This is a genomic window from Anaerohalosphaeraceae bacterium, assembly GCA_037479115.1.
Taxonomy (GTDB): domain Bacteria; phylum Planctomycetota; class Phycisphaerae; order Sedimentisphaerales; family Anaerohalosphaeraceae; genus JAHDQI01.
This window is the reverse complement of the sequence record JBBFLK010000014.1, coordinates 49,440-64,003: the sequence shown is the minus strand read 5'-3', so window position 1 is coordinate 64,003 and position 14,564 is coordinate 49,440. Positions and strand designations below refer to the sequence as shown.

At 56.1% G+C, this 14,564-nt stretch carries 12 protein-coding genes and 1 other RNA gene; 9 read left to right on the top strand and 4 right to left on the bottom strand.

What is annotated here, in order from left to right:
* Nucleotides 1-111: 111 nt before the first annotated feature.
* The gene (locus WHS88_08205) at nucleotides 112-1,587 is read left to right on the top strand and encodes a glycine--tRNA ligase (protein MEJ5260154.1); all 1,476 of its coding nucleotides are present in this window, start codon (nucleotides 112-114) and stop codon (nucleotides 1,585-1,587) included.
* A gap of 26 nt (nucleotides 1,588-1,613) precedes the next feature.
* The gene (locus WHS88_08200; protein MEJ5260153.1) at nucleotides 1,614-2,387 is read left to right on the top strand and encodes a TatD family hydrolase; all 774 of its coding nucleotides are present in this window, start codon (nucleotides 1,614-1,616) and stop codon (nucleotides 2,385-2,387) included.
* A 4-nt stretch (nucleotides 2,388-2,391) separates the two neighbouring features.
* On the opposite strand, the gene prmC is transcribed toward WHS88_08200, so the two are convergent.
* Together prmC and glmS are read right to left on the bottom strand one after the other, a co-directional pair.
* On the bottom strand, nucleotides 2,392-3,261 hold the full coding sequence (gene prmC / locus WHS88_08195) for a peptide chain release factor N(5)-glutamine methyltransferase (protein ID MEJ5260152.1): 870 nt from the start codon (nucleotides 3,259-3,261) through the stop codon (nucleotides 2,392-2,394).
* A 92-nt stretch (nucleotides 3,262-3,353) separates the two neighbouring features.
* On the bottom strand, nucleotides 3,354-5,222 hold the full coding sequence (gene glmS, locus WHS88_08190; GenBank protein ID MEJ5260151.1) for a glutamine--fructose-6-phosphate transaminase (isomerizing): 1,869 nt from the start codon (nucleotides 5,220-5,222) through the stop codon (nucleotides 3,354-3,356).
* Between the two features lie 201 nt (nucleotides 5,223-5,423).
* Here glmS and WHS88_08185 point away from each other — a divergent pair, with 201 nt between their 5' ends.
* From WHS88_08185 to feoB, 3 genes are read left to right on the top strand one after another with little or no spacing between them, the layout of a single operon-like run.
* On the top strand, nucleotides 5,424-5,906 hold the full coding sequence (locus WHS88_08185) for a metal-dependent transcriptional regulator (protein MEJ5260150.1): 483 nt from the start codon (nucleotides 5,424-5,426) through the stop codon (nucleotides 5,904-5,906).
* Complete coding sequence (locus WHS88_08180) at nucleotides 5,907-6,167, top strand: FeoA family protein (GenBank protein MEJ5260149.1); 261 nt, start codon at nucleotides 5,907-5,909, stop codon at nucleotides 6,165-6,167. It begins immediately after the preceding gene.
* 8 nt (nucleotides 6,168-6,175) lie between these two features.
* On the top strand, nucleotides 6,176-8,251 hold the full coding sequence (gene feoB, locus WHS88_08175; GenBank protein MEJ5260148.1) for a ferrous iron transport protein B: 2,076 nt from the start codon (nucleotides 6,176-6,178) through the stop codon (nucleotides 8,249-8,251).
* Nucleotides 8,252-8,277: 26 nt separating this feature from the next.
* Here feoB and WHS88_08170 read toward each other — a convergent pair whose 3' ends face one another.
* Nucleotides 8,278-9,216, bottom strand: coding sequence for a hypothetical protein (locus WHS88_08170; GenBank protein MEJ5260147.1), 939 nt, complete (start codon nucleotides 9,214-9,216; stop codon nucleotides 8,278-8,280).
* 313 nt (nucleotides 9,217-9,529) lie between these two features.
* Between WHS88_08170 and WHS88_08165 the strand changes: the two genes are divergently transcribed.
* The 4 genes from WHS88_08165 to ssrA all read left to right on the top strand — a co-directional run bounded on the left by WHS88_08165 (nucleotide 9,530) and on the right by ssrA (nucleotide 12,732).
* Nucleotides 9,530-9,817, top strand: coding sequence for a phasin family protein (locus WHS88_08165; GenBank protein ID MEJ5260146.1), 288 nt, complete (start codon nucleotides 9,530-9,532; stop codon nucleotides 9,815-9,817).
* 15 nt (nucleotides 9,818-9,832) lie between these two features.
* A complete protein-coding gene (locus WHS88_08160; protein MEJ5260145.1) occupies nucleotides 9,833-11,527 on the top strand; it encodes an AarF/ABC1/UbiB kinase family protein in 1,695 nt (564 codons plus the stop codon).
* Between the two features lie 58 nt (nucleotides 11,528-11,585).
* Nucleotides 11,586-12,311, top strand: coding sequence for a type II secretion system protein (locus WHS88_08155; GenBank protein ID MEJ5260144.1), 726 nt, complete (start codon nucleotides 11,586-11,588; stop codon nucleotides 12,309-12,311).
* Between the two features lie 66 nt (nucleotides 12,312-12,377).
* Nucleotides 12,378-12,732: a transfer-messenger RNA gene (ssrA, locus tag WHS88_08150) on the top strand.
* A gap of 410 nt (nucleotides 12,733-13,142) precedes the next feature.
* Here the strand turns inward: ssrA and WHS88_08145 are convergent.
* Nucleotides 13,143-14,318, bottom strand: a complete 1,176-nt coding sequence (locus tag WHS88_08145) for a DNA-binding transcriptional regulator (GenBank protein ID MEJ5260143.1) — start codon at nucleotides 14,316-14,318, stop codon at nucleotides 13,143-13,145.
* Between the last annotated feature and the right edge of the window lie 246 nt (nucleotides 14,319-14,564).

The window sequence follows — 14,564 nt, the reverse complement described above, 5'->3', positions numbered from 1 at the left end:
ATTTTTTGGTCTTTGAAAAAGCAGTCCCAAAACGGCCTTGAACTTCGTAAGGGGTTTTGGTACAATATGGATTCTTTATCTCGAATTTAAAGTCTCTATAGTGAGGGATTTATGGCAAAACTGGCAAAACTGGATGACATTGTATCACTGTGCAAACGGCGGGGGTTTATCTTTCAATCCAGTGAAATCTACGGCGGGCTGGCCAGCTGCTATGACTACGGTCCGCTGGGGGTTGAATTGAAACGCAATATCCGCAATGCCTGGTGGAAGCATGTCGTCCAGATGCGGGATGATGTGGTGGGGCTGGACTGTTCGATTCTGATGCATCCGATGGTTTGGAAGGCCTCCGGCCATGCCGATAAGTTTGCGGATTTGGTGACGGTTTGCCGAAAGTGCGGCACCCGTTCGCGGGTGGACCATCTGCAGGACCACGACGGCAGCCTGGAGGAGCATACGGAACATATCGATCTCGAGTCGGCCAAGAGCAAGGCGGCGGAGCTGTCGAGAAAGGTTTGTCCGGCCTGCGGCACGGTCGGCCAGTTTGGAGAGCCGATGGCGTTCCGGCTGATGTTTGAAACCCGAATGGGCGCCAATGTTGAAGATACGATGACGCTGTTTCTGCGGCCGGAAACGGCGCAGGGCATCTTTGTCAATTTCCGCAATGTGCTGGATTCAACCCGTGTGAAGATTCCGTTCGGGATTGCCCAAATCGGCAAGAGCTTTCGCAACGAAGTGACAACCAAAGCGTTTATCTTCCGCACCCGTGAGTTTGAACAGGCCGAACTGGAGTTTTTCTGCAAGCCGGGAACGGATGAGGAGTGGTTTGAGCACTGGAAGCAGGAGCGCTTCAACTGGTACATCAATCTGGGCATTCGAAAGGAAAATCTGCGTTTCCGGGAGCATGCCAAGGATGAGCTGGCGCATTATGCCAAGGCGTGCGTGGACATTGAATACAAGTTTCCGTTTGGCTCGGGCGACTGGCAGGAGCTGGAAGGCATTGCCAACCGCACGGACTTTGACCTGCGGCAGCATCAGCGGGGCATCCGGACGATGAACGAATGGTACGACAAGAAGGGGGATTTGACGAAGATTACCCTCAAAGAGGAAGCGGAGGATTACCTGAAAGGGCCGCTGGCCTATTTTGATGAGGAAACGCGGGAGCGGTACATTCCGTATGTGATTGAGCCGTCGGCGGGGATTGACCGCAGTATGCTGGCATTTCTGGTGGATGCGTATGATGAGGAGGAGGTGCGGGGCGAGCAGCGGAATCTGCTGCGGTTTCATCCGGCGCTGGCCCCGATTAAGGCGGGCATCTTCCCGCTGGTTAAGAAGGACGGGATGCCGGAAATCGCGATGAATATCTATCAGGATTTGAAGCGGTACTTCCCGGTCTTTTATGATGAAAAGGGGGCCATCGGCCGCCGCTATCGTCGGCAGGATGAGGCAGGCACGCCTTTCTGTGTGACGGTGGACGGCCAGACCAAAGAGGACAATACCGTCACGATTCGTCATCGCGACAGTATGGAGCAGGTCCGCGTGCCTCTGGACCAGGTGAAGAGTTATCTGCGGGACAAACTGGGCCTGTAGCAGATGGACCGGACGGAAACGGCTCGATGGAACTGGTCGATACTCATGCACATCTGACGTATTCTCCGCTGTGGGAGGATTTGGAAAATGTGCTGGCCCGCAGCCGGCAGGCGGGAGTGACCCGCTGGATTACCGTCGGCACCAGTCCGGAAGAAAACCGCCGGGCTCTGGAGCGGGCGGAGCAAACCGAAGGATTGTGGGCGGCGGTGGGCTATCATCCGCATCATGCGGACGAAATCTCCCCGGAGGATTTGCAGCTTCTTCGGCAGGCGGCCGCTCATCCGCATGTCGTCGCCATCGGCGAGACAGGGCTGGATTATCATTATCTTCATTCCGCTGCGGACAATCAGCGGCGGATGTTTCGGGCCCATCTGGATTTGGCGGCGGAGCTGAACAAGCCGGTGATTGTTCATATCCGTCAGGCCTTTCCGGAGGCACTGGCCATTCTGGATGAGTATCGAGACCGTCTGTCCAAGGTGGTGATTCACTGCTACAGCGGAAGCCCGCAGGAGACCGAGGAGGTGCTCCGACGCGGGTATTTTGTTTCCTTCACGGGGATTCTTACATTTAAGAAGGCGGATTTGCTGCGTCAGTCGGCCCGAATGATGCCGCCGGAACGGGTGATGATTGAGACCGATTGCCCCTATCTTTCGCCGGAGCCGGTTCGGCACATTCAGCCCAATGAGCCGGCCCTGCTGGTTCATACGGCGGCCAAACTGGCGGAGCTTTATGGGATGCCGCTGGAGGAGTTTGCCCGGAAGATGACGGCCAACAGCATCGCGTTTTTCGGTCTGAAATAGCGGGTTATCGCCTGCCGATTGCGATGCGGTCTTTTTGGGCCAGGTCTTTTTGAATTTCCGCGGAGGCAAAGAGGCCGCTTTGTTCGAGCATTTGTTTGACGGCCGGGCCCTGTTCATAGCCGATTTCGAGCATGACGGCGCCGTCCGGTTTGAGGAACCGCCCGGCCTGTTCGAGGATGCGTCGGTAAAAGTCCAGCCCGTCCGGCCCGCCGCAGAGGGCCTGTTTTGGTTCATAATTTTTCACATTCGGGGCCAGCTTTTCATATTCAGCATCGCTGACGTACGGCGGATTGGAGACAATCAGGTCGAAGCAGGGGCCGTCGAGTTCCTCGATGAGCGGCTCGTACAGATTGCCGCACAGCAGCCGCACGGACGGCTCCAGGTTGTACCGACGGATGTTTTCGGTGGCGACGGCCAGGGCGGCTTCGGAGATATCGACAGCGGTTATCTGGAGGTCTTTGCAGTTTTTGGCCAGTGCGGCAGCAATGCACCCGCAACCCGTGCACAAATCGAGGGCCTGCCGCGGTGCGGGCCGCCTGCGGAGAAACTCCACGGCTTTTTCCACGAGCAGCTCCGTTTCCGGGCGGGGAATCAGACAGTCCGGTGTGATTTTCAGGGACAGCGAGTAGAATTCGCACCGCCCGACCAGATAGGCGATGGGTTCGTGTTCGGCGGCCCGCTTGACCAGGTCCCGCAGCTGACCCAGCTGGGGCTGCTGAACAACTCGGTCGTGAAGGGTGTACAGTTCAATCCGCTGCAGACCGAGCACGTGACACAAAAGCAGTTCGGCGCTGAGCCGGGGACTGTCCAGCTGTTTTTGGGTGAAGTACGCCGTCATCCAGTTCAGCAGTTTTTGGATTGTCCAGATTTCCATTCCGTTCGCCTCTCGGAAGCCCTTGGAGTTCGAACCTGCCTCTTTGGGATTATAAGCCGAACCGGATGCGTGTGCACCTTTTTTTATTCGTTTTATTCGACGGTGACGCTTTTGGCCAGATTGCGGGGCTTGTCCACGTCGTGTCCGCGCAGGACGGCGGCGTGATAGGCAAGCATCTGGAGGGGCACGACCGTCAGCATCGGCTGGAGCGGTTCGCAGGTTTCCGGAATGGGAATGAGATAATCGGCATAGGGTTTGATTTGCTCATCGCCTTCGGTGGCGACGACGATGGTTTTTCCGCCGCGGGCGCGGACTTCTTCGATGTTGCCGATGATTTTTTCATACTGCGAGCAGCGTGTGGCGATGAAGACGGCGGGCATCTTGTCGGTAATCAGGGCGATGGGGCCGTGCTTCATTTCGGCGGCCGGAAGCCCTTCGGCGTGGATATAGCTGATTTCCTTGAGTTTCAGGGCGCCTTCGAGGGCCACGGGGTAGTTAAAGCCGCGTCCGAGGAAGAGCCAGTTTTCGCGGTCTTTGTTGGCGTCGGCGATTTGGCGAATGGCCTCGGACTGGCGGAGAATGCGTTTGATTTTCTGCGGGATGGAGGTCAGCTCCTGCAGGAGATTGTGCACGGTGTCGGCGCTCAAATGCCGGCGGCGGCCCAGCTCGATGGCCAGCATCGCCAAAACGGCGACTTGAGCGGTGAAGGCCTTGGTGCTGGCGACGCCGATTTCCGGCCCGACGCGAAGATACACGCCTGCATCGGTCAAGCGGGCGATGGAAGAGCCGACGACGTTGACGATGCCCAGCACGAGGGCGCCGCGTTCTTTGGCTTGTTCGACGGCGGCCAGCGTGTCGGCGGTTTCACCGGACTGGCTGATGGCGATGACGACCGTTCCTTCTTCAAGGATGGGGTTGCGGTATCGGAATTCGCTGGCGTATTCGACCTCGGCGGGGATTCGGGCCAGCTGCTCAAAGAGGAATTCCCCGACGAGGGCGGCGTGCCAGGCGGTGCCGCAGGCGGTCAGGATAATGCGTTTGGCGCGGGTCAGTTCGCGCAGATAGTTGGAAATGCCGCCGAGAATAATGCGGCCGTTTTTGAGGTCCACGCGGCCGTTCAGACAGGTTTCCAGCGCCGTCGGCTGCTCGGCGATTTCCTTTTCCATGTAATGGCGGAACCCTTCCAGTTCAATCTGGTCCAGGGAGATTTCAATCTCTTTGAGCTCTTTCTGGACTTCTTCGTTGGAAAGGGTTTTGGTTTGGAAGCCGCCGGACTCCACGATGACCATCTCGCCGTCGGCCAGATAAATGGCCTGGGTGGTATGCTTGACGATGGCGGCGGCGTCGGAGGCGATGAGGAACTCATTTTTTCCAACGCCCAGAATCAGGGGACTTCCTTTTTTGGCCCCGATAAGCACATTCGGACAGTCGGCGCAGAGAATCGCCAGCCCGTAGGTGCCGTAAATTTCGCTGAGGGCCTGCTGGACGGCCCATTCAAACCGGTTGCAGCCGTGGGGGGCCAGCTGACCGTTGCGGTTTTGGTTTCTTTGATAGAAATAGCCGATGAGGTTGGCGACAACTTCGGTGTCGGTTTCGCTCTGGAAGGTGCAGCCTTCTTTCAGGAGCCATTTTTTGAGCGTGGCGTAGTTTTCGATAATGCCGTTGTGAACGACGGCGATTTTTCCGGTGCAGTCCACGTGCGGGTGCGCATTGACCTGGTTGGGCCGCCCGTGCGTGGCCCAGCGGGTGTGTCCGATGCCGACGGTAGCGGGGGATTGGCGGTCCGCCAGCATCTCTTCGAGGCTGCTGATTCGCCCGGGGCTTTTGGTGACCTGAAAGGTTCCGTTTTCAAGCAGGGCAATGCCGGCCGAGTCATATCCGCGATATTCGAGCCGTTTGAGCCCTTCAATCAGGATGGGCTGGGCCGGTTTATTTCCGAAATATGCTACGATTCCGCACATGGTTTTTTCCTCAAGACCGAATTGATTTGAAAAAATTATCGTCTAAAGAAACACGCTCGTAAAGCAGAAAATCCGGTTTTTTCAATACGTCTGCCGCATTTTTCGGGTGTAAGTGCTTTGCAAAAAATAAGTTAAAAATACGCTTGACAAGTTAGGAAAGACTAACTATGTTAAGTAATCCTAATTTTTAAGGAAAAGCCGATGGAAACAACGGAACACGAACAACTGAGTGCTTCGCTGGAGGATTATCTGGAGGCGATTTTTAATCTTTTGTCGGCCAAGTCGGCGGCCCGCAGCAAGGATATTGCCGAACATCTGGGGGTTACGAGGGCCTCTGTGACCGGGGCTCTTCGTGCACTGGCGCAGAAGGGGCTGATTGATTATGAGCCGTATGGGGTGGTTCGTCTGACGGAGGAGGGGGGGCGGCTGGCTCGGCGTGTGGTTCGTCGGCATCAGGTTCTGCATTCGTTTTTTACGGAAGTGCTCGGGCTGGAGGAGGGGCTTTCGCAGGAGGCGGCCTGCCGGGCGGAACATACGCTCGGCTCGGAGGTTATTGAGCGGCTGGTGGTGTTTATTGAGTTTTTGAACCGCTGTTCGTTTGAGGGAAAAGACTGGACGGCGGAGTTCAGAAAGTTTCGTCTTCAGGAGCAGAAACAGAAAACCCAGAAAGCAGAGGAACAATAAATGGAATCGTCTATGGAATCTCCGGCGGATAAATCGGTGCGGTTTCTCTCCCAGGTGCCGGCCGGACAGACGGTCCGGCTGGTTCGGATTGCGGGCGGACACGGGCTGACGCTGCGGCTGGCCGGGATGGGGCTGGTGCCGAATGTTCCGCTGGAGGTGCTGCGGAACGATTTTCGCGGGCAGATTATTGTGCAGGTGAAGAATACCAAGATTGTGCTGGGGCGGGGGATGTCGGAAAAACTCCAAGTAGCACCTTTGTAGAGCGAACGATGGACACATTCGAAAAAAAGACGGAATGGCTGGTGGCGCTGGCGGGCAATCCGAACAGCGGAAAGACGACGGTATTCAACGCCCTGACGGGCACGCGTCAGCATACCGGAAACTATCCGGGCGTGACGGTGGAAAAGAAAGAGGGTATCTGCCGGGCCGATGGGCGGACGCTGCGGATTGTGGATTTGCCCGGTGTGTACAGTCTGACGGCCTACTCGATGGAGGAGCTGGTGGCCCGCCGTTTCCTGCTTCAGGAGAAGCCGGATGTGGTGGTGGACGTGGTGGATGCCTCCAATCTGGAGCGGCATTTGTATCTGGCGGTGCAGCTGATGGAGATGAAGGTGCCGCTGGTGCTGGCGTTTAATATGAGCGATGTGGCGCGGCAGCGGGGGCTGGAGTTTGATTTGGAGCAGCTGAGTGTTCTGTTGGGGGCTCCGATTGTGCCGCTGACGGCGACGAAAGGGGAGGGAATCGACGAGCTCAAGAAGACGATTTTGCGCTGTGCCGAACAGGTGCGTCCGGTGCCCGCGGAGATTCGCTACGGTCCGGAACTGGAGGAGGCGATTGGAAAGATTGAATCTGTGCTTGAGGAAAATCATCCTCTTATCCGGTCTTACGGGCGGCGCTGGACGGCTTTGAAGCTGCTCGAAGGGGATTCGGAGATTCAGGACCAGATTCGGTCGCCCCGAGTGTCTGATGTGCTGTATGAAATCCGCCGACATCTGGCGGCGGTTTTCGGGGAGTCGCCGGAGGTGCTGATTGCGGAACGCCGATATGGGTTTATCTCCGGGGCCTGTCAGGAAACGGTCCGCCAGACGGTTCTGAAGCGGCGGGATTTCAGCGACCGGATGGATGCGGTTCTGACGCATCGGTATGCAGGGCTGCCGATTTTTGCCGTTCTGATGTACCTTGTTTTTTACCTGACGTTTCAGGTTGGCGCCTGGCCGCAGGGCTGGCTGGAGGACGGCTTTACATTTCTGGCCCGGATGGTCGGGCGGTTTTGGCCGGAGGGGGTTTCCGAAGAAATCAAATCTCTTCTGATCGACGGGGTGATTGCGGGGGTGGGCGGCGTGGTGGTGTTTCTGCCGAATATTCTGCTGCTGTTTCTGGGGATTGCGTTTCTGGAGGACAGCGGCTATATGGCGCGGGCGGCGTTTATTATGGACCGGCTGATGCATCGAATCGGGCTGCACGGCAAGAGTTTTATTCCGATGCTGATTGGGTTCGGCTGTTCGGTACCGGCGATTCTGGCGACGCGGATTCTGGAGGAGCGGCGGACGCGTCTGGCGACAATGCTGGTGATTCCGCTGATGAGCTGCGGGGCCCGGATTACGATTTACGGACTGCTGATTCCGGTCTTCTTTCCGCCGGCGCTTCGCGGACCGATGATGTGGCTGATTTATCTGATTGGCATTGTCCTGGCGATTGTGTGCGTGCGTCTGCTGCGCCGCACGCTTCTGAAAGGCGAGTCGGTCCCGTTTGTGATGGAGCTGCCGCCGTATCGGCTGCCGACGCTGCGCGGGCTTTTGCTGCATATGTGGGACCGGGGCTGGCTGTATCTGCGCAAGGCGGGGACGGTGATTCTGGCCCTGTCGATTGTAATGTGGGCGGCGACGCGGTATCCGCGTCCTCCGCAGGAGCTCCTGACCGCGGAGGAGGCCCAGACGGAGCGTGTCGAGCTGGAGTATTCTCTGGCCGGACGCATCGGCAAATGGATGGAGCCGGCGATCCGTCCGCTGGGGTTTGACTGGAAAATCGGCACGGCGATGATTGGGGCCGCCATGGCTAAGGAAGTATTTGTCTCGCAGCTGTCCATTGTGTACTCGCTCGGCGGGGAGGAGGATTTGGAGCGGCTGCGGGAGCATATCCGCGAAGACTACAGCACGCTGCAGGGATTCTGCGTGATGCTGTTTTGTCTAATCAGCACGCCGTGTATAGCAACCGTGGCGGTAACACGCCGGGAAAGCGGGACGTGGAAGTGGGCCCTTTTTCAGTTTGCCGGTCTGACGGGATTGGCTTACCTGATTACCCTGCTGGTGTATCAGACCGGCCGGGTGATTCTGATGCTGGTATAGACGAACCTCCGCCGGTCTGAAACCCTTTAGTTGCCGTTCTTGAGCCAGTTGTCGGTCAGAATCATTAAATCCAGACTGTCCACGAACCAGTCTTTGTTCAGGTCGGCCTTGGGACAGGGACAGTTGGGGTCAATCAGGTTGGGGTCGTAGATGTAGCCGGGCGGAATGATGCCGATGGGATAATCGGGTTTGGGCAGGAGGGTGTTGGGGTCGAAGGCATTCGGGTCCGGACACCAGCTCAGCCAGGCGCTGGAGAGGATTTGAAAATCTTTGGCATCTACGGAGCAGTCCTGATTGATGTCGCCGGGCTGAACCGTGCAGACGGACAGGCCGTCCACCGCCAGATAGCTTTTGTAAATGGTATCCAGTACGTCTTTGACGGTGCAAATCAGCTCATAAGTTCCGGCGGTTTGTTCCGTGAAATCATACTGGAAAGGAATCCAGGTATTGGTAGATTTGAAATCGCCGACGATTTTGACGTCACAGTAGGCCAGGACGATTTCATCCGGCAGGCCGCTGTTTGGGTCCACCGGCTTGAGGTAGATTTTTCCGTAATCGTTGTATTGAAGGAAATCGCAGGTGCCGAAAAAGTAGGCCCCGGAGAGCCGCTGTCCGGGCAGAAACGTGACGGTTTGCCGGATTGTGGAATGGATGATATGGGGGTCCGATTCCTCTCCGAGGTCGCCGGTAGAGAGCACCACAAAGCGACGGCCTTCATACGGACCCGGCAGAGACCATTTGACCTCCTGCTTGCTTCGGTCGTATTGAGGATTCGGAATCAGGTAGCGGTGAAGCGAGGCATAGCAGTCGCCGTAAGCATTGTCCCTGGCGCGTTCCCATCCCCACGGAGGAATACACCACTCGGTTATATTCGGATCCGGTATCTCAAAGCCGCCGTTTCGGATACCCCCCCAAAGCGTACAGCCGAGCAAGAGAAAAAAACTTATCCTTAAAATCGGCGTCATACCATTTCCCAAAGCCCTGCAAATAACAGTATTTTCATTATACATCAAGCCGCTTGGAAAATCAATACTCCTGTAAGCATTCCGGAGTTTGTCTGTCTTTCATTTAGGAATTGTCGGCTTTTGACCCCTTTTTATTGCTTCTTTTACGGCAAAATCCCTTTTTTCGTGCGGGAGAAAAGGCAAACACGGAAGATTCTTATCGGTCTTTCGGTTAGAAGTTGTCCCCGAACCGGTTTTTCGATATAATAGTTTAAAACGGACTTCATTTGTTGGAATTTCTGAATGGTCATTTCCAAAAAGAAAGGAGCGGACAATGTTTGAGACACTCGATAAATTGTTTCTGGCAGGGCTGGGGGCGATGAGCATGACCAAGGAACGGGCGGAAGCCCTTTTCGAGGAGTATGTTCAGAAGGGCAAGGCCAAACGCGAGGAGAAAAGCGGCTTTGTGAAAGAGATTCTGGAGCTGGCGGAAAAAAGCCGAGCCGATTTGGAGAAAATCATTTCAGAACAGCTTCATAAGGTCCTGACGCAGATGCCTTTGGCGACAAAAGAAGACCTCAAGCGTCTGGAAGAGAAAATCGACCAGCTCCTCAAAAAATAAAAGGGGGAAACGGGTTTGCGGGGTCTGTTTTACCGAGTCAAGCGAACCGCCGCTCATCTGGCGCGGTATCGGCATATTATGTCCGTACTGATTAAGTACGGTTTTGAGGAGGCCGCCGGAATCATCGCGCGCCGATTTCGGGTGGGGCTGGGGTCGAAAGGATTTCCAACGGCTCGGCGGGAAGAGCTGGCACAGACCTCCCCGGCCCGTCGGATTCGCCTGGCGATGGAAGAACTGGGACCGACGTTTATCAAGCTGGGGCAGCTGCTCAGCACCCGTCCGGACCTGATTCCGACGGAGCTGGTGGATGAACTGGAGCGGCTTCAGGACCAGGTGACGCCGGAAAAACCGGAGACGATTCGACAGGAAATTCGCCAGCAGCTGGGCGCCTATCCGGAGGAATTGTTTGAGACCTTTGAGCCGTATCCGATTGCGGCGGCCAGCATTGCTCAGGTGCATCGCGTGTGCCTGAAAGACGGCCGATTAGCCGCGATGAAAATCCGCCGGCCGGGCATTGTTCGGGTGATTCGAACCGAATTGGAGATTCTGGAGGATTTGGCGGCGCTGCTGAAAGGGCGTCTGCGGAACGGACAGGCCATCGACCCCCAGCGAATGGTTCGCGAATTTGCTCAGGCGGTGCTCAAGGAGGTGGATTTATCCCGCGAGCGGAAAAATCTTCAGCGCTTCCGGCAGAATTTTGCTGACGACCCGACCGTGCACGTGCCGGAGGTTTTTGAGGAATACTGCTCCGAGGGTATTCTGACGATGGAGTTTATCGAGGGCATCAAGCCCTCTCAAGTGGAACGGCTTGCGGCGGAAGGATACGACACAAAGGAAATCGCCCGGCGCGGCGCGGATTTTGTGCTCAAGCAGGTCTTTGATTTCGGTTTTTTCCACACGGACCCGCACCCGGGGAATTTCTTTGTGATGAAGGGCAATGTGCTGGCCCCGCTGGATTTCGGGCAGGTGGGCCGGCTGAGCCGTCCGGACCGTCAGTTGATGCAGGCGATTGTGCTGTCGATTGTCAGCGGCGATGTGACGCGTGTTCTGCAGGGGCTGGAGCGGGCTGAAATGATTGAGGAACAGACGGATGTGCTGGATTTGCGGCGGGATTTGGAGGAACTGCTGGACACCTATTCGCACCTTCCGCTGAAGGATATTCCGTTTCGAGAGGCGATCGGACGCGGCTTTGAGATTATCCGGTCGCATCATATCCAGCCGCCGCGTGATTTTACGCTGATGCTGAAATGCCTGATGACCATTGAATCGTTTGCGACCGGGCTGGACCCGGAGTTTCAGATTATTGAGCATCTGAAACCGTATGCCAGGCGGTTTATGCTCGAATCGATGAAACCCAGCGGGATTCTCCGTCAGCTGGGCAAGGCCGCGCAGGGGGCGGGGGAGCTGGCGGGCCGATTTCCGGAGGATGCGGCGGCCATTTTGAACAAAGTGCGCCGCGGGCAGTTTCGGATTCATATTCATCATGAGCATCTGGAGCAGCTGGAGCGGACGCTGGACAACAGCTCCAATCGGATGTCGTTTGCCATTATTATTGCGGCGCTGCTGATCGGCTCCAGTCTGCTGGTGGCTCAGGAGGGGACTGTGCTGGGGCTGATGACGCTGGAGGCCCTGGGGGTCATCGGGTATCTGACGGCGGCGGCCATCGGCATCTGGCTGTTGATTTCCATTCTTCGCGGCCGGCGTTTTTGACAAACCGGCACCTTGTGCGGTTCGTAGAAAACAAGATAGGCCGGAAAGGACGGTCGAAATGGAAACACGGCGGCACAATGCGTTTACGCTCATCGAACTGCTGGCGGTGCTCGGGATTTTAAGCCTGCTGGTGGGTGTGCTTCTGCCGGCTCTGCGTCAGGCCCGGGAAGCGGGGCGTTCGATTGTCTGCAAGTCGCTGATGAAAAATTATACGTTTGCTTTTTATGGGTATTTTACGGAAACACGATACCTGCTTCCGATTTCGGTTCAGGACCCGATTATGCGGCCGTGGTTTACGCTGGATGAGTTTCGCGGCCGAATCGGGCTGCCGTTTTTAACGGAGGAATACAAAATCCGTCGTTTTCCGCAGAATATCCAGGAGTATAAACCTTCGTATGAGCGGAAATATATCTGTCCTTCCGCCTCGTTTGCCCTGAAAAATCCGGAGGAAGGGCTCTATGCGATGGACCGCAGCTATGGGCTGAATGCCCATGTGTATTATTTCCAGGATTCCATCCGGGAGCGGCTGCTGCGTCAGAGCGGGCGGATTTTGTGTATGGCGGACGCCCTGGACTGGTGGTTTAACTGGTGGGGGTGCGATAAATATACAGAAACCGGAGAGGAATGGTTGGGTTTTGAGACTTACGGGACAGCGGCGTTTCGCCACAGCCGACAAAGGGCGAATGTGAGTTTTTGGGATGGGCATTGTGCGGCGATGACCGTGGAGGAACTCAAAGGGAATCTGGACGAGTGGATGCGCCTGGCGGAAAGGCAGAGCCGCTGAAGACCGATGTTGTTTTCAAGGGGCGGATTTGCTATAATATATAGCAGTTTCTTTGACAAGTGAATCGGGGGCGAAAGGAATCGACCGGACAGGTAGAAGGTTCGGCTGCATGTGCAGGATGGCGGTTGGCCTGCCTAATCATCCGCTGCGAAAGATAACTGGCAACTACCAGTATGCAATGGCTGCGTAACTGACGCAGTCCGTTCCGTTGGTCCTGCCCGCGGGACTGACGCGAACGCCGCTCAGCGGGCTGGCTGAAGGGCTCCGTTCACGGCCCGACAGCGAGACAACAGTGAACTGGCGAGAGCGGAAGCCGGTCGTTTGGCGTCCGCTCAAGCGAGACCCAAACAGACGACTAAACATGTAGATGCCGGACTGGAAATGTCTCGGGACGGGGGTTCGAATCCCCCCGCCTCCATCCTCCGTCGCTCGCCGTAGGCGAGCTATGGAGGATGTCCTGCGTAGCTTCAGCGAAGCAGGACTTTTCTTTTTGGGATAATCGGAATGAAGTATGTGTATCTGCTCGAGAGTTTGACGGAACCCGACAAAAAGTATATCGGGCTCACCTCTGATTTGACGAAACGTCTTGAGGAACATAACGCCGGGAAATCACCGCATACAGCCAAATTCAGACCGTGGAAAGTTGTTGTTGTCATTCGATTTGACAATGACCTGAAAGCCGCAAAGTTTGAACAATACCTCAAATCAGGTTCCGGCCATGCTTTTTCGCACAGACATTTTTGGTAATACTTGATTTGGAATGGGGGGTGGATGTTTTTTTCTGTTCTTTTTCCCTCAAAAGGTTGTGTGCAGTTCTTTTTTCCAGGGAAGTCAGCGTTCTTGTCGGGGGCTGTACTGTCTGCGGAAAGCCAGGGGAGACATTCCTCTGGCTTTTTGGAAGAATCGGGCGATGTGGCTGGGGTTTGAAAATCCGACGGTCAGGGCGATTTCCTCTATGGACAAGTCGGAATGAATCAGCAGGTCGGCGATTCGGTCTGCACAGACCCGTCTGATTTCCCGCGCCACCGATGAGCCCACGGCTTTCTTAAACCGCTTCTGCAGGGCGTTTATCGACAGGTGCACATGGGCGGCCACGTCGGAAACCTGAAGCCGCCCCGTTGAATGGTGGCGGATAAAGGTCATGGCTTTGGCGATTTCATAATCTTCAATGGCGCTAAAGTCGGTGGACTGTCGGGGGATGACGGCGGTCGGTTCAATCAAAACCGTTTGGTCCCGCGGAAGGGGCTGTTTATTCATCATCCGGTCCAGAAGAGCGGCGGCCTCAAACCCGGCCTTCCTGTAATCGAGTGCCACACTGGAGATGCGGGGAATTTGCGTTTCGCAGATTGTCCGGTTGTTATTGACTCCCAGCACGGCAATCTGCTGCGGGACCAGAAGGTCGGCAATCCGGCAGGCGGTCAAAACATCAACAGCCAGCGTATCATCGCCGGCCAATACGGCCGCGGGCTTGCGGAGGGATTTGAGCCAGTCGGCCAGAATCAGCAGCTCCCGGTTCCAGGAGGTGAGATTGCCGGGCCTGGGTCTGACCAGAACGCGGATGTCAAAGCCGGATTCCCGAAGGTATTTGGCAAAACTTTCGGCACGCTCCTGCATCGGCACATGCGCGGCGCAGATATAAGAGCCGAAGTTTTTGAATCCGAGTTTCAGGAAGTGCTCGGCGGCCATTTTCCCGATGCGCTCTCCATTGCCGACGATAGCGGGCCGGCCCGGCAGTCGGGGCTTTACATTCCGATGAAGAATCGTCGGGATGGAAAGCCGGAGGATTTTGCCCAGGTTTTCTCGGGAGTTGGGAACAATCAGTCCGTCAGGCCGCACCTGTTTGAGCCATCGATAGATTTCCTCCTCATCGGCCTCAAACTGAAGCAGCAGCGGGGAATACAGAAGCCATCTGCGGTGAACCGAAGCGTATTCAACGACCCCGTCCCAGAGTCCCCGGTCTTCACTCGGGGCGTATAAGAACACCACTTTCTTAAAAGCGTCCGCCATGGATCCCGTTTTTTTCTGATTGTTATTCTCTGAAAACAATACCCTTGCCGCGAGGGTCTGTCAAAGGGGTTCCGGCTTTATCTTAAGCCGGCATAAAATGGCGAAAAAGACGGTTCGATTTGGAGTGGTTTGATGGAGTCGGTTCCGGTAGAATCGTTTTAGGTCTTCAAAGACCGGTTGGTTGGAACATGGAGAGCAGTCCGGCGAAACTATGCCGAAAGGCATTGATTCCCGCCTTCGCGGGAA

Excerpts from the sequence above, each read along its gene's own strand:
- glmS (MEJ5260151.1), bottom strand. The coding sequence starts at position 5,222 with ATGTGCGGAATCGTAGCATATTTCGGAAATAAACCGGCCCAGCCCATC.
- feoB (MEJ5260148.1), top strand. The coding sequence starts at position 6,176 with ATGGACACATTCGAAAAAAAGACGGAATGGCTGGTGGCGCTGGCGGGC.
- WHS88_08200 (MEJ5260153.1), top strand. The coding sequence starts at position 1,614 with ATGGAACTGGTCGATACTCATGCACATCTGACGTATTCTCCGCTGTGG.
- WHS88_08155 (MEJ5260144.1), top strand. The coding sequence starts at position 11,586 with ATGGAAACACGGCGGCACAATGCGTTTACGCTCATCGAACTGCTGGCG.
- WHS88_08180 (MEJ5260149.1), top strand. The coding sequence starts at position 5,907 with ATGGAATCGTCTATGGAATCTCCGGCGGATAAATCGGTGCGGTTTCTC.
- WHS88_08170 (MEJ5260147.1), bottom strand. The coding sequence starts at position 9,216 with ATGACGCCGATTTTAAGGATAAGTTTTTTTCTCTTGCTCGGCTGTACG.
- WHS88_08145 (MEJ5260143.1), bottom strand. The coding sequence starts at position 14,318 with ATGGCGGACGCTTTTAAGAAAGTGGTGTTCTTATACGCCCCGAGTGAA.
- WHS88_08205 (MEJ5260154.1), top strand. The coding sequence starts at position 112 with ATGGCAAAACTGGCAAAACTGGATGACATTGTATCACTGTGCAAACGG.
- prmC (MEJ5260152.1), bottom strand. The coding sequence starts at position 3,261 with ATGGAAATCTGGACAATCCAAAAACTGCTGAACTGGATGACGGCGTAC.
- WHS88_08185 (MEJ5260150.1), top strand. The coding sequence starts at position 5,424 with ATGGAAACAACGGAACACGAACAACTGAGTGCTTCGCTGGAGGATTAT.
- WHS88_08165 (MEJ5260146.1), top strand. The coding sequence starts at position 9,530 with ATGTTTGAGACACTCGATAAATTGTTTCTGGCAGGGCTGGGGGCGATG.